Raw genomic sequence first — 14,868 nt, 5'->3', positions numbered from 1 at the left:
AGCTTACAAAGCGTCTACAGCCTGAGCTGCTGTGATAATACCAAGTTTGTAGACGTCTTCTGAACTACATCCACGAGAAAGGTCGTTGACTGGCTTGTTCAAACCTTGCAAAACTGGACCAACTGCTTCATAACCACCAAGACGCTCCACTACCTTATAAGTAATGTTCCCTGCTTCAATTGCTGGGAAGATAAAGACATTGGCTTGACCAGCAACTGGACTGTTAGGTGCTTTCAAGCGAGCTGTATCAGGTACTAAGGCAGCATCCATCTGCAATTCACCGTCAATCAAAAGATCTGGACGGAGTTCTTGAGCCAAACGAGTTGCTTCGACAACCTTATCAACACGTGGACCTGAACCTGACCCTTTTGTTGAGTAGGAAATCATAGCCACTTTAGGATCGATACCAAATGTCTTAGCCGTTTCTGCTGATTGGATGGCAATCTCAGCCAAGGTCTCAGCATCGGGTTCAATGTTAATTGCACAGTCACCAAAGACAAACTTGTGCTGGTCTTTCACCATCAAGAAAACTCCTGATGTACGCTTAACGCCTGGCTTGGTTTTGATAATTTGAAGAGCAGGACGAACTGTATCAGCAGTTGAGTGGATTGCACCTGAAACCATACCTTCTGCTAATCCCATTTGCACTAACATCACACCAAAGTAGTTGACATCACGCAAAATTTCATCGGCCTGTGCTTCGTCAACTTTACCTTTACGAAGAGTAACAAATTCATGCTTCATGGCATCGAAGTTTGCGTAATTGTTAGGATCAATAACTGTGATCCCAGGGTTTGAGAAACCAAAGTCTGTCAACAAAGTATGAACATCTTCCGGCACACCAAGGATGATAGGCTCTACCAAACCTTCAAATTTCAAACGAGCTGCTGCACGCACGACGCGCTCATCTGTACCTTCTGGGAAAACGATACGTAGTTTTTTACCTACGATTTTTTGCTTCATTTCACCAAATAAATTCCGAATTTCCATTTAAATTCTCCTTTTAAATATTATTTATTAGTTAACGATGTAATAACAGCCTGAAAATCGTCTGGAAGTGGAGCTTCCAAGTCAATCCTTTGGGCTGAAAAAGGATTGTCAAAAGCCAAATTGTGACAATGCAAGGCCTGACGTTGAATACCACATTCTAAACTGCCACCATACATATCATCCCCTAGCAAAGGAAATCCAATGTGGGAAAAATGGACACGAATCTGGTGTGTTCGACCAGTGTGCAACTGAATGTCCACCAGGTGAATGTCGCCCCAGGACTGGACCACCTTATAGGAAGTATGGGCATATTTACCCGTCTTAGTCACACAACGGGTAATAATACTATCTTCCGGTCGACCAATCGGAGCGATAATCTCCCCTTCTGCATCCAGCTTCCCCTCACCCTTGACCAGAGCATAGTAGCGTTTATGGATAAGCTTTGCCTGCAATTGCTTGTCCAATCTAGCATGGGCATAGCCGTGCTTGGCAAAGAGCATGACCCCAGATGTATCCCTATCTAGACGAGTCACTATGTGGACCTGCTTGTTTTCATAGTCCTGCTCGACCAAGTAACCCTTGACAAAGTTGGCAATGGTCGACGAATGAAGACTGCTAGGAATGGAGGCATAGCCCACCGGCTTATTGATAGCTAAAAAATGGTCATCCTCGTAGACAATGTCCAGGGGAAAGGAAATAGGTTCCAAACTACCTGTCAAATCCTCTTCAGCTGGTATATCAATTGTAACCCTATCGCCAATATCAAGCAAGTAAGTAGCATTCTGTGGCTGGTCGTTAACCAAAATAGCACCACCAGTGTACTTGATTTTAGCCAGCAATCCCTTGGACACCCCGTGTTTCTTAAGGAAGGTCTTGATTTTGGTGTGCTGGTCTGCTATAAATTCAAACCGCATTACTCCACCTCGCCGATAAAGGCATCTTTGACCCGATTCCAAAAGCTAGTATGGCTGGGCGATGCGACAAAATGGATTTTACTATTGTCAATCTGGTATTCAATGCTCTTAATATTGTCGTAGACATAGGTCTTATTGTCCACTGCAATAGAATAGCGGTCATCATGCTGGGGCTCGATAACAATCTTGTCCTTTTTCGGTACTACGACTGATGACCCTAGCGTCCGGTAGACCCGATTGTTCAGGCTGGCCACTTCTGCAATCTGCAGAGCCTCAATAGTCGGATGAAGGACAGCGCCCCCCAGCGACTTATTGTAGGCCGTTGAACCAGTCGGTGTCGATACCGATATGCCATCCCCACGAAAACGCTCGAAGGGAACATGGTTGATGATAATATCAGCCACCATGGTCTTGGTCAGGCGCTTGATAGTCGCCTCATTGAGGGCACGCGCCGTGATTACCCGGCCATCATTGAGTTTGACCTTGACATTAAGAATGGGATAGGAAACACGAGCTCCCCTGTCCAACTTCAAATTCTCTACTAGCTTGTCCACTTCAAAATCTCGATAATCCGTGTAAAAACCCAGATGCCCCGTATGAATACCGACAAAGCGGACCCTATCGATGAGTTTCTCATACTTATGAAAGGCCGACAGGAGCATGCCATCTCCACCAATGGAAATGACAATATCTGGATTCTTGGGTGTCAGGATAAAATTCGCCTCTTTGAGCTTGGTCCAAAGTTCCTTGGACACCGCCTCACTCTTGGGATTTCGGCTGGCGAGCAGAGCGATTTTTTTTCTATCTATATTCTTCATCTGTATCATCACTATTTCCGACACCGTCATTCAACTTGCGGTGGGCGGGGTCAAAAAGAGCCTGAGCCTCCTGAATGTCGTTGCGGATTTTACGCATCTCCTCGTCTAGTTCGTAGGCAATCTTGGCTGTAATTTCCAGCCGTTTCTTGATTTCCTCAGGGAAATTTCCCTTATACTTGTAATTTAGCGAATGTTCAATAGTCGCCCAAAAGTTCATAGAAAGTGTTCGAATCTGGATTTCTGCTAGGACGGTCTTGCTGCCATTGATCGTATCCACCGGATACTCAACGACCACATGATAGGAACGATAGCCCGATGCTTTCATGTACTTGATATAGTCCCGCTCATGGACAATCTGCATGTCCTTGCGCTTGCGCAAAATAGCCAAGACCTCCTCAATGTCATCCACAAACTGGACCATGATCCTCAGACCGGCAATGTCCTGCATGTCCTGGGCCAGATTTTCCAGCTTGATATGCCGCAGAGCCATCTTTTCCTGAATAGACTCGATAGGCTTGACCCGCCCCGTCACAAATTCAATGGGAGAATGGCGGTTAAACTTGCGGTACTGCTTTCGAATACCACGCAGCTTAATTTTCAACTCCCCGACAGTCTGAATGTAGGGGTCTAAAAATTCTTCCCAATTAAACTCCATACGGCTCCTTTCTTGTCAAATCCTATAAATTGTATTAGAATAACACAAAGATTATTATACCATATGAAAGGGGTTTACAGTATGAAAAACCATCTGGAAATTGAGTACAAAACATTATTAACCAAATCTGAATATCTTCGACTGCTACCCGATTTCGCAGATGTCCAGCCTGTCATGCAGACTAATCACTACATAGACACGCCGGACTTAGATATGAAAAGCAACCGATTTTCCCTCCGTATTCGGACCTTTGAGGACATGGCAGAGCTGACCCTAAAAATTCCCCAGGAGATTGGCAATCAGGAATACAATCAAGCTCTAGACATCGATACTGCACGAAAATTGCTGACCAATTTTCAACTACCAAAAGGACAGATTACTGACATCATTTCAGCCACCGATGTCCCTCTTGATAACCTAGCCGTCTGGGGTAGCTTGACCACCAAACGCTATGAAAAAGAGACCTCTATCGGTCTCATGGCCCTGGATGAAAATGACTATGCCGGCATCCATGATTATGAACTAGAGGTTGAAGTGGCCGATGCCGAAGTAGGCAAAATCCTCTTTGACGACTACCTGAAAAAACAATCCATCCAATTCAAATACGCCAGCAGCAAGGTCGCCCGCACCGCAGCCCAGATAAAATCAGCCCAATAAGGCTGATTTTTGACTTTACTACTGAAAATTGTCCGTTTTTTTGGTAAAATAAATCTATCTATGTTTCATTGCTTTTATGAAAAAGTAGGGTTATAAAAAGGAGTTAGTCAAAATGGTACAACCACTTGGTGAACATAACATTAAATTATTCTCGCTCAACAGTAACCGTGATATCGCTGAAAAAATTGCAGAATCAGCCGGTATTCCTCTTGGAAAAATGTCTTCACGTCAATTTTCTGACGGTGAAATCCAGATTAACATTGAGGAATCAGTCCGTGGTGTTGATGTCTATATCATCCAATCAACTAGCTACCCAGTCAACAATCACTTGTGGGAACTCTTGATTATGATTGACGCTTGTAAGCGTGCCTCTGCCAACACCATCACCGCTGTCATGCCGTATTTTGGCTACGCTCGTCAAGACCGCACAGCCTCTCCACGCGAACCAATCACTGCTAAACTAGTAGCAAATATGTTGGTAAAAGCCGGTGTCGACCGCGTTCTGACCCTGGACCTCCACGCATCACAGATTCAAGGTTTCTTTGATATTCCAGTGGATAATCTCCTGACAGAGCCACTCTTTGCGTCCTACTACATGGAAAAAGGCCTCTGCAACGACGATGTGGTCATCGTTAGTCCAAAAAATTCAGGAATCAAGCGCGCTCGTAACATCGCAGAATTTTTGAATGCACCGATTGCAATCATTGACTACGCCCAAGACGATTCGGAACGTGCCGAAGGCTATATCATCGGTGATGTTGCTGGGAAGAAAGCCATCCTGGTCGACGATATTCTAAATACAGGCCGCACTTTCTCTCAAGCATCCAAAATTGTTCAAGACGGTGGTGCAACTGAAATTTACGCCGTTGCCAGTCATGGACTTTTCGCTGGGACTGCTGCGGAACTCTTGGATAACTCTCCTATCAAGGAAATTTTGGTCACAGACTCTGTAGCCAGCAAGGAACAACATCCTAATAATATTGCTTTCATTACGGCTAGCGACTTGATTGCTGATGCTATCCACCGCATTCAAGAACACCAGCCATTGAGCCCACTTTTCAAATTTAACAGCCCACTTTTCAAATTTAACAGCCCACTTAAATAAAACTAGGAGTTACACTTGATTTATTTAGATAATGCAGCTACGACTGCCCTGTCACCGGCTGCCCTAGAAAGGATGACGGAAGTCGCTGCAGACATCTATGGCAATCCGTCTAGCATCCACGGTGCTGGTCGCAAGGCTAATCAGGTTCTCAGACAGGCACGACAGGATATAGCTGATATCTTGTCGGTCCGTCCTGATAACTTAATCTTCACATCTGGAGGCTCTGAGGCCAATAATTTAGCCATTCAAGGCTATGCTCTGGCCCATCAAGACAAGGGCAAACACCTTATCACTACTGCCATTGAACACCATGCAGTCCTCCATACCATGCAGTATCTGGAGGAACGTTTTGGCTTTGAAGTGACCTATATCCAGCCAATCGACCAAATCATCACAGCCCAGCAGATCAAAGATGCACTTAGACCAGACACCATTCTGGTCAGCACCATGTTTGCCAATAATGAAACTGGCCAACTGCTCCCTATCCAAGAAATTGGACAGTTACTAGCAGACCACCAGGCAGTTTTCCATGTTGATGCAGTGCAGGTCATGGGAAAATTGCCTGTCCAACCTGAAGAACTGGGAATTGATTTCCTATCTGCTGCTGCCCATAAATTTCATGGCCCAAAAGGTATTGGTTTCCTCTATTCAAGATTGCCTAAATTTGATGCACTCATACATGGCGGTAAGCAAGAAAATCAACATCGTGCAGGAACAGAAAACCTCCCTGCCATTGCGGCGATGGCCACAGCCCTCAAAGAGCAAACTGCTAAAAGGGACCAAGATCTTCAATACATCACTTCCCTAAAAGAACACCTCATCCACCACCTGGCCGACACTGACTACTACATCAATCAAACTGGCGACCACCTTCCTCATATCATCAATCTGGGCTTTCCTGGTCAACTCAATGAACAGGTTCTCATGCGCCTAGATCTAGCCGGAATCGCAGTTTCAAGTGGTTCTGCCTGCACAGCAGGTGTTGTACAAAACAGTCATGTCCTTGAGGCTATGTATGGAAAAGATTCTCCACGACTGAAAGAATCCATCCGCATCAGTTTCTCAGAAAGCAATACGACTGCTGATATTGATGCACTCATCACTGAATTACACAAGATAATAGGAGGATAAAATGGCATTTGAAAAAACTGTACGCTTAAAAGATTGTAACTTTACCTATCATATCAGCTCTGGTATCAAAAAATACACCCTACGTGACAATACCTTTGAGCAAACCAAGGCTGGCCACTATCAGCTGGAACGCCTACTAGAAGAAGTTCCCAATTCTGGGCAAGGTTTCCTCTTGAAAATTATCATCAACCAAGATTTGACTGGTTTTAAAATCAACATCACAGACAAGTCTGGTCTTCGTTTGATTAACATTTTCAAACCAGGCAGCAATCCAGTTATTCAGGAAAAATTCTACTTCCTCATGGATAGCCTGGTCGACCGAGATATATTTACAAAAGAGGCCTAAGATGATTGAAATCTACTACACTGATGCCTACAAACTAGAACGGGTTCAACAATTTAATAATCTGGATGAGGCTAAATTGGCCTTTGCAGGCTGTGTCACCCTACCAGATTATTACCCTGTTACCCGCATTCTCAAGGACGGACAAGCTCTTGACTTCCAAGGCACCGTCGGAGACCTCTATCGCTATTTTCAAACCCTATAGAAAGACCAAGTTGTTTGGTCTTTTTTTCAAATCAATCTGTTGATTTTTTCACAAACATAGACTAAAATAGAAGAAAGAAGTGAATTAACAAACAAGCTGATAGTGATGTTATCGGTTTTGCAATCCCTTGCAAATTTTTGATACGATTTACAAAAGATTGTGAAATCTATCTGACCAGTAACCGGTGTCCTACAGCTAGAAGGAGAAAAGAGTGAAGAACATAAAAAACGCTGACATCCCTCGGGCCACGGCTAAGCGACTTTCCTTATATTACCGCATTTTCAAGCGATTCCACGCTAGCAATATTGAGAAGGCCAGCTCAAAAGATATTGCAGAAGCTATCGGAATTGATTCTGCAACTGTCCGCCGTGATTTTTCTTATTTTGGTGAACTAGGTCGCCGTGGTTTTGGCTATGACGTCCAAAAATTGATGGAATTTTTTGCTGAAATTTTAAATGACAATTCCATCACCAACGTTATGCTCATAGGGGTTGGTAACATGGGACGTGCCCTACTCCACTATAAGTTCCACGAGCGAAACAAAATGAAGATTGTTATGGCTTTTGAGGCAGATGATAATCCAGCTGTGGGCACAGTTGATGAATCTATTCCAATCTATGCCATTTCTGAATTGAAGGAACGGATTGCCGAGGCTGATTCACAAACTGCCATCTTGACCGTCCCAAGTGTTAAAGCCCAGGAAGTAGCTGATGTGCTAGTTGAGTCCGGTGTCAAAGGAATCCTCAGCTTCTCACCAGTTAACCTCTCTGTACCAAAAGATGTGGTTGTCCAATATGTGGATTTGACCAGCGAACTGCAAACACTCCTATATTTTATGAGAAAAGGCGAATAAGAGAGCAAAACAGAGTTAGTTTCGACTAGCCCTGTTTTTTGATACTAAAATAATTCACTCTCTTCCCTGAAAGAATAATAGTCCTTCTGCCCGACAATCAGATGATCCAAGAGAACCAGACCCAAAGTCTCACAAGAATCCTTCAAATTTTCAGTAAAGAGCAAATCGTTTTTACTCGGCTGTACAGAGCCTGACGGATGATTGTGAACGATGATAATCGAGGTCGCCATACACTTGACTGCATAATGCAAAATCTCCCTGGGCTCTGCAATACTGCGATTGACACTGCCGATAAAGACTGTTTTTTGGTGGATGACCTGATTCTGAGTGTTGAGATAGAGGGCGACCAAATGCTCCTGCTTCTGCTGTCCAATCTCCTGAATCATTTTACGCCCCAGTTTTTCACTACCCAAAATACGATCGTTGAGCAAAATCTCAGACTGATTGATGCGCTTACCAAGCTCAATCATGGCCTTTATCTCAATCGCCTTGACCCGACCAATCCCAGTCAAGCTCTGCAATTCCTCAATAGACAAATCCTTTAGAGCCGCCAGATTTTCCAGCTGATTGTGTAGATTGTTGGACAAGATAGAAACCGGCTCCTTTTTTGTACCCGTACGGATGAAAATAGCCAGGAGTTCCTGGTTACTCAGGCGTTCCGGCCCCAATTCTAACAAGCGTTCACGGGGCATCAGTGCTTCTTCCTTAAAATCAATTTGATACATAAAATCCTCCTCACCTATCTGTTCGTAAAAAAATTGAAAAAAGGATAGAAATTCTACCCTTTTGACAAATCAATTTAGGCTCTTTGTCAACTGTAGTGGGTAGATGAAAAGCTAACACCTAGAGAGGACGAACTTCGTTCTCTCTTTCTTTATGTTCAAAGCAATCAAAATGCGTTTTTTAAAGTTCTCAAAGTTCCTGAAACCAAAGGCATTTCTTTTAATGACTTTGATGAGATTATTGGTAGCTTCCAGTTTGGCGTTGGAATAAGGCAATTCTAGGGCATTCAAAACCTTGTCTTTATCCTTTAGAAATGTCTTAAATACCGTCTGGAAAATAGGATTAACAGTGGTTATTTCTTGTTCAATTAGGTCAAAGAAATGGTCTGAGTTCTTCTCTTGGAAATGGAATAAGAGAAGCTGATAGAGTTCATAGTGCTGTCGTAGTTCCTCAGAGAAAGACAAGAGTTTTTCCAGGATTTCCTTGTTAGTCAAATGCATTCGAAACATAGGGCGATAAAATCGTTTATCATTGATTTTACGGCTATCTTGTTGTATCAATTTCCAGTAGCGTTTCAAAGCACGGTATTCCTGCGATTTTCTGTCGAATTGATTCATGATTTGAATACGGACACGGTTCATAGCACGGCTAAGGTGTTGAACAATATGAAAGCGGTCGAGTACAATTTTTGCATTCGGAAAAAGCTGTTTAGCAAGTTGATAATAGGGACTAAACATATCCATGGTAATCACTTTGACTCGATTTCTAACCTTTCTAGGATAGCGTAGAAAGTGGTTTCGGATGGTTGCTTGAGTTCTTCCGTCGAGAATGGTGATGACATTTAGGGAGTCGAAATCTTGAGCGATGAAGCTCATTTTCCCCTTCTTGAAGGCATACTCGTCCCAACTCATCACCTCAGGTAGGGTATTCCAATCCGTTTCAAACTTGAACTCATTGAGCTTTCTCATAACTGATGATGTTGAGATAGCTAGCCTGTGTGCAATATGTGTCATTGCTTGATTTTCGATGAGTAACTGGGCGATCTTCTGACTAACAGCGACAGATATTTGATGGTTTTTCTTAACAAGAGGAGTTTCAGCGACAGCCATTTTCCCACATTCTTTACACTTGAAACGACGCTTTTTAAGGCGGATAAGGAGTGGGTAACCAGCAGTTTCTAGGTAAGGGATTTTTGATGCTTTCTGGTAGTCGTACTTAGCCATTTGTCCCTTGCATTCTGGACATTTAGGAGCCATGTAATCCAAGTAACCGTGGAGTTCTAAGTGAGTTCCCATATCATATTCATCAGTGATAGTAATATTTTTGTCTTTAATTCTGAGAAAATTAGTGATAAGATTTAGTTGTTCCATATGAGTCTTTCTAAAATGATAGTTTGAGCACTTTTCATTATAGGTCATATGGGACTTTTTGTATATACTCAAAAAGGCTCCATAATTTCCATGGTGGTTTTACCCACTACAGAAATTATAGAGCCTCAATTTATAGTTGAACCTGATTATATGTTTGTTCAAAGTATTTGAGTGTTTCGCCATCAGCCTGGTCATAAGGAATCACTTCTTCTAAGTCGCCCTTAACAATGGTCCGCATGGTGGCAGCCAAGTCTTCACAGGTAACCAGCGTAATCTCATTTTGCCCTTCAACATCATCGATGACATAGACACTATCAGGCGTCACTGACTGAACACTTTTCACGTTATAAACGTAGATGTTTTCCTTGTCAGTCAAATAAATCTTCATCCCCTCTTTGGCATTTTCAAGAGGAGAAAAGAGAGTTTCACTGGCTCCAGCCATACCAAAAATATGGTGGCTGGCTAGCGAATAGTTGCCTTTACCCATTTCTTGCGTTTCTTTCATGGTGCCCGCTCCATACATGAGGGCAACGTTTGAAAGACCTTTGAAAATTGGCAAGTTAATCTTCAAATCTGGGATAGCAATCCCTCCAATAACTGGCAGCTGCTGCGCTTCCCACTGGGCCTTCATAACAGCTTCCGTAGAGATAGATTCTACTTGAGCAAAATCAAATGTAGTCTCCACCTCTTTATTACTAGCAATTTCTTCCTTGGATACTTTGGTTACCTGATACTTATTACTGTTCCAGGCAATCATCATATTGCGGATAGATGTGTTGAAAATCAAGGCTAGCGAGATGAGCATTAGGAGACCTATTGCAAGATTTCTCAACCATGACCCCAGTCTTGCTTTTCTTTTCTTATCCTTTGTCATTACTTATCCTCTTCTTCCGTATTTTCTTCGTCTTCTGCAGCATCAACCAGTGCAAAGGTCATGATTTTCGCTTCCTGATCCAGTCTCATTACCTTGACACCCATAGTCGAACGACCTGTTTGCGAAATATTGGCAACGCTGGTCCGAATAATGACACCTGTATCTGTAATCACCATGATGTCCTCAGTGCCTGACACCGTAATCAATCCAGCCAATGGACCATTCTTTTCTGCCACTTTCATGGTGATAATTCCCTTACCACCGCGACCTTTTGTCGGATACTCACTCGCAGGCGTCCGTTTGCCAAAGCCCTTCTCGGATAGCACCAGAACTTCCTGGTCATCGAAAATCATGGTCGCTCCGACCACCTGGTCACCGTCTCGCAGGGTAATCCCTTTGACACCCGTTGCAATACGGCTCATACCGCGGACAGCTGTCTCCGTAAAGCGTACAGTATAGCCAAACTTGGTTCCCATAATGACGTCTGCCTGACCATCTGTCAAGAAAACATTGATAAGTTCATCATCTTCTTTCAAATTCAGAGCCTTGAGACCATTTTGGCGGATATTGCCAAATTCGGACACGCTGGTACGTTTGACAATCCCCTGACGGGTCGCAAAGAAGAGATAATGGCCATCTTCCTGCTCCTTGGTCACATTGATAATGGTCTGGATGGACTCATTTTCCTCCAGTTTGAGGAGATTGACCACTGGCAAGCCCTTAGCGGTCCGACCGTATTCAGGAATTTCGTAACCTTTCAGACGGTAAACACGGCCTTTGTTGGTAAAGAAGAGCAGACGGTCATGGGTGCTGGTTGACACCAGTTCACGGACAAAGTCGTCGTCCTTGACACCTGTCCCCTGAACACCGCGTCCACCACGTTTCTGAGCGTGGAATTCATCCTGGGCCAAACGCTTGATATAGCCCTGGTTTGACAAGGTAATCAAGACATCTGCCTCTTCAATCAAGTCCTCGTCTTCTAGTGACAAGACCTCACCGACCATCAATTCTGTCCGACGTTCATCCGCATACTTGCGCTTCACTTCGTCCAGCTCTTCCTTGATGATGAGAATCACACGCTCTGGCTTGGCCAAAATATCCGCCAAATCAGCTATCAAAGCTATCAATTCATCATATTCAGACTGAATCTTATCACGTTCCAATCCTGTCAGACGACGGAGACGCATATCCAGAATAGCCTGGCTCTGACGCTCTGAAAGATTGAATTTGGCCATCAATTCTGCTTGGGCAATAGCATCCGTTTCCGAATTGCGGATGATACGAATAACCTCGTCTATATGATCCAGCGCAATCAGCAAGCCTTCTAAAATATGGGCACGTGCCTCAGCCTTCTCCTTGTCAAACTGGGTCCGACGGGTTACTACTTCTTTTTGATGCTCGATATAGGATTCCAAAATCTGACGAACAGAAAGGATTTTCGGAACACCATTTTGAATAGCCAACATGTTGAAACTAAAGTTAGTTTGGAGCTGGGTCTGCTTGAAGAGATTGTTCAAAATCACATTGGCAGAGGCATCACGACGCACCTCAATGACGAAGCGAACACCCTCACGGTTGGACTCATCACGGACCGCGGTAATACCGTCAATCCGTTTTTCCTGCACCAAGCGAACGATATGTTCTTGAACCTTGGATTTGTTGACCATGTAAGGAAATTCCGTTACGACAATCCGCTCACGGCCATTGCCATATTCTTCAATCTCCGTGCGCGAGCGCAGGGTAATCGATCCCTTACCAGTCTCGTAAGCACGGTGAATACCTGATTTACCCATAACCAGGGCTCCCGTTGGAAAGTCAGGCCCCGGTAAAACCTCCATAATTTCACGAGTGGTGACTTCTGGATTGTCCATAACCAGCTTGACCGCATCAATGGTTTCACCCAGATTATGCGGCGGAATATTGGTCGCCATACCAACGGCGATACCTGTCGTCCCGTTGACCAAAAGGTTGGGGAATCGTGCTGGCAATACCTCTGGCTCACGCTCGCTGGAATCATAGTTGTCCGCGAAATTAACGGTATTTTTGTTAATATCACGCAGCATTTCTAGCGCAATCTTGCTCATCCGAGCTTCAGTGTAACGCTGGGCAGCGGCACCGTCCCCGTCCATGGAACCAAAGTTCCCGTGACCATCAACTAACATGTGGCGATAAGACCACCACTGGGCCATACGGACCATGGCCTCATAGATGGCAGAATCCCCATGCGGATGGTATTTACCCATAACATCACCCGTGATACGGGCAGATTTCTTATGGGGCTTGTCAGGAGTGATTCCCAATTCATTCATTCCATACAAAATACGGCGATGAACCGGCTTAAGACCGTCACGCACATCTGGCAGTGCACGAGAAACAATGACACTCATCGCATAGTCAATGAATGAGCTTTTCATTTCGTTGGTCAGATTCACCGTCACTAAGTTTTTATCTTGCATTCTATGCCTCATTTCAACTGCATTCTTACTACTATTATACCATATTCTGGGGCTCTTTTCTGACTTGGGAATTGCTATGTAAACATTTTCAAGTCCCTATTTCCAAGTGACAAACCACAGGAAAAGTGCTAGAATGGAATGTGGTCAGGGGACAACATGCCCCCTAAATAAAACTAAGGAGATGTTTAGAAGATGACTGCAACTAAACAACACAAAAAAGTGATCCTTGTCGGTGATGGTGCCGTAGGTTCAGCTTATGCTTATGCCCTTGTCAACCAAGGTATTGGTCAAGAATTGGGTATCATTGATATCAATAAGGACCGTACACAAGGTGACGCGGAAGATTTGAGCCACGCTTTGGCCTTCACTTCACCAAAGAAAATTTATTCTGCTGAGTACTCTGATGCTCACGATGCTGACCTTGTTGTATTGACAGCAGGTTTGCCACAAAAACCAGGTGAAACTCGCCTTGAATTGGTAGAGAAAAACCTCCGTATCAACCAACAAATCGTTTCTGAAATCGTTAAGTCTGGTTTCGACGGTATCTTCCTCGTCGCTGCTAACCCAGTTGATATCTTGACTTACTCAACTTGGAAATTCTCAGGCTTCCCTAAAGAGCGCGTTATCGGTTCAGGTACTTCACTTGACTCAGCTCGTTTCCGTCAAGCCTTGGCTGACAAGATTGGTATCGATGCTCGTTCCGTCCATGCCTACATCATGGGTGAGCACGGTGACTCTGAGTTCGCTGTATGGTCACACGCTAACGTTGCTGGTGTGAAATTGTACGACTGGTTGCAAGACAACCGCGATATCGATGAGCAAGGTCTTGTTGACTTGTTTGTATCCGTTCGTGATGCTGCTTACTCAATCATCAACAAAAAAGGTGCTACTTACTACGGTATCGGTGTTGCCCTTGCCCGTATCACTAAAGCAATCTTTGATGATGAAAATGCTGTACTTCCATTGTCAGTTTACCAAGCTGGTCAATACGAAGGTGTTGAAGATGTCTTCATCGGTCAACCAGCTATCATCGGCGCACATGGTATCGTTCGTCCAGTAAACATCCCATTGAACGAAGCTGAATTGCAAAAAATGCAAGCTTCTGCAAAACAATTGAAAGATATCATGGACGACGCATTTGCTAACCCTGAAATCGCAGCTGCAATCAAAAACTAAGATAAAAAAGATGAGTTGATTTAGCTCATCTTTTATTTATCTCGCACATCATAGCGGAGCATGGCGATGCCATCTGTCACAGTTGATTCGACCAAAGTCAATGTCTGCTCTTCTGCTAAAAAATCAAAGAGACGAATGCCATTTCCTAAAATAGTTGGTATAATCCCGATAATAAAATGATCAATCAATCTTTCCTTAAGACAAATTTGAACGAGTTGAGCTCCACCAAACAACCAGATATCTGAACCATCTTCTCCTTTCAACTTTTTGATTACATCAACAATATTTGAAACAAAGCGGACATTGTCATAGCTGGGCTGTTGATGGCGACTAGCAATGATAAACTCCTTCTCCTCATATCCCGCAATCATTTCCAGAGGACAATCTTCTAGTGATTTTCTGCCCATGATAACCGTATCACACGATTTGAAAAAAGCTTCATTATCAAACTGCAGACTCGTATCATAATCAGTTGTTCCATGCCCTTGTATCCAATCGTAAGAACCATCCGTTCTGGCGATGTAGCCGTCTAAACTCATGGCAATATTTAATACTAACCGACGCATAAATCTCCTTTCAAAAGGCAGAACCCTCAACA

The 14,868-nt window shown here is 43.8% G+C and carries 16 protein-coding genes; 7 read left to right on the top strand and 9 right to left on the bottom strand.

The genetic code is table 11. The annotated features are described in order from the left end of the window. Positions 1-3 precede the first annotated feature (3 nt). The 4 genes from pta to AB1F57_RS04735 are packed head-to-tail and all read right to left on the bottom strand — an operon-like array spanning position 4 to position 3,377. Positions 4-990, bottom strand: coding sequence for a phosphate acetyltransferase (pta, locus tag AB1F57_RS04750; protein WP_167785644.1), 987 nt, complete (start codon positions 988-990; stop codon positions 4-6). A 20-nt stretch (positions 991-1,010) separates the two neighbouring features. Beyond that, positions 1,011-1,904 (bottom strand): RluA family pseudouridine synthase, encoded by an 894-nt coding sequence (locus tag AB1F57_RS04745; protein ID WP_167785645.1) that lies wholly within the window; start codon positions 1,902-1,904, stop codon positions 1,011-1,013. Then, complete coding sequence (locus AB1F57_RS04740; RefSeq protein WP_170243575.1) at positions 1,904-2,722, bottom strand: NAD kinase; 819 nt, start codon at positions 2,720-2,722, stop codon at positions 1,904-1,906. Before AB1F57_RS04740 ends, AB1F57_RS04745 begins: the two co-directional genes overlap by 1 nt. Continuing rightward, positions 2,706-3,377, bottom strand: a complete 672-nt coding sequence (locus tag AB1F57_RS04735; RefSeq protein WP_105138207.1) for a GTP pyrophosphokinase family protein — start codon at positions 3,375-3,377, stop codon at positions 2,706-2,708. Before AB1F57_RS04735 ends, AB1F57_RS04740 begins: the two co-directional genes overlap by 17 nt. Before the next feature lie 81 nt (positions 3,378-3,458). Here AB1F57_RS04735 and AB1F57_RS04730 point away from each other — a divergent pair, with 81 nt between their 5' ends. The 6 genes from AB1F57_RS04730 (at position 3,459) to AB1F57_RS04705 (ending at position 7,671) form a co-directional block, all read left to right on the top strand. After that, positions 3,459-4,034 carry a CYTH domain-containing protein gene (locus tag AB1F57_RS04730; RefSeq protein ID WP_167785647.1) on the top strand — a complete coding sequence of 192 codons (576 nt, stop codon included), beginning with the start codon at positions 3,459-3,461 and terminating at the stop codon, positions 4,032-4,034. A gap of 112 nt (positions 4,035-4,146) precedes the next feature. Further along, positions 4,147-5,139, top strand: a complete 993-nt coding sequence (locus AB1F57_RS04725; protein WP_167785648.1) for a ribose-phosphate diphosphokinase — start codon at positions 4,147-4,149, stop codon at positions 5,137-5,139. 15 nt (positions 5,140-5,154) lie between these two features. Next, positions 5,155-6,270, top strand: coding sequence for a cysteine desulfurase family protein (locus AB1F57_RS04720; protein ID WP_167785649.1), 1,116 nt, complete (start codon positions 5,155-5,157; stop codon positions 6,268-6,270). Position 6,271: 1 nt separating this feature from the next. Continuing rightward, the gene (locus AB1F57_RS04715; protein WP_105110632.1) at positions 6,272-6,616 is read left to right on the top strand and encodes a DUF1831 domain-containing protein; all 345 of its coding nucleotides are present in this window, start codon (positions 6,272-6,274) and stop codon (positions 6,614-6,616) included. Position 6,617: 1 nt separating this feature from the next. Then, a complete protein-coding gene (locus tag AB1F57_RS04710) occupies positions 6,618-6,818 on the top strand; it encodes a DUF4649 family protein (RefSeq protein ID WP_167785650.1) in 201 nt (66 codons plus the stop codon). A gap of 211 nt (positions 6,819-7,029) precedes the next feature. Next, entirely contained in the window at positions 7,030-7,671 is a 642-nt protein-coding gene (locus AB1F57_RS04705) for a redox-sensing transcriptional repressor Rex (protein WP_125265833.1), read from the top strand. A gap of 44 nt (positions 7,672-7,715) precedes the next feature. On the opposite strand, the gene radC is transcribed toward AB1F57_RS04705, so the two are convergent. From radC to gyrA, 4 genes are all read right to left on the bottom strand, one after another. Beyond that, positions 7,716-8,396 (bottom strand): DNA repair protein RadC, encoded by a 681-nt coding sequence (gene radC, locus AB1F57_RS04700; protein ID WP_105122590.1) that lies wholly within the window; start codon positions 8,394-8,396, stop codon positions 7,716-7,718. A 111-nt stretch (positions 8,397-8,507) separates the two neighbouring features. After that, positions 8,508-9,764 carry an ISL3 family transposase gene (locus tag AB1F57_RS04695; RefSeq protein WP_174853283.1) on the bottom strand — a complete coding sequence of 419 codons (1,257 nt, stop codon included), beginning with the start codon at positions 9,762-9,764 and terminating at the stop codon, positions 8,508-8,510. Between the two features lie 130 nt (positions 9,765-9,894). Continuing rightward, a complete protein-coding gene (locus AB1F57_RS04690; protein ID WP_367986168.1) occupies positions 9,895-10,638 on the bottom strand; it encodes a class A sortase in 744 nt (247 codons plus the stop codon). Then, a complete protein-coding gene (gyrA, locus tag AB1F57_RS04685) occupies positions 10,638-13,094 on the bottom strand; it encodes a DNA gyrase subunit A (RefSeq protein WP_174853091.1) in 2,457 nt (818 codons plus the stop codon). The genes AB1F57_RS04690 and gyrA overlap by 1 nt, the downstream gene beginning before the upstream one ends. 192 nt (positions 13,095-13,286) lie before the next feature. Between gyrA and AB1F57_RS04680 the strand changes: the two genes are divergently transcribed. Beyond that, complete coding sequence (locus AB1F57_RS04680; RefSeq protein WP_105110897.1) at positions 13,287-14,270, top strand: L-lactate dehydrogenase; 984 nt, start codon at positions 13,287-13,289, stop codon at positions 14,268-14,270. Between the two features lie 32 nt (positions 14,271-14,302). Here AB1F57_RS04680 and AB1F57_RS04675 read toward each other — a convergent pair whose 3' ends face one another. Then, entirely contained in the window at positions 14,303-14,836 is a 534-nt protein-coding gene (locus AB1F57_RS04675) for a dihydrofolate reductase family protein (RefSeq protein ID WP_105110898.1), read from the bottom strand. Positions 14,837-14,868: the final 32 nt, after the last annotated feature.

Origin of the sequence: Streptococcus nasisuis, from assembly GCF_040836615.1 — a bacterium.
Lineage (GTDB): Bacteria > Bacillota > Bacilli > Lactobacillales > Streptococcaceae > Streptococcus > Streptococcus suis_V.
This window is presented reverse-complemented; position numbering and strand designations above follow the sequence as displayed.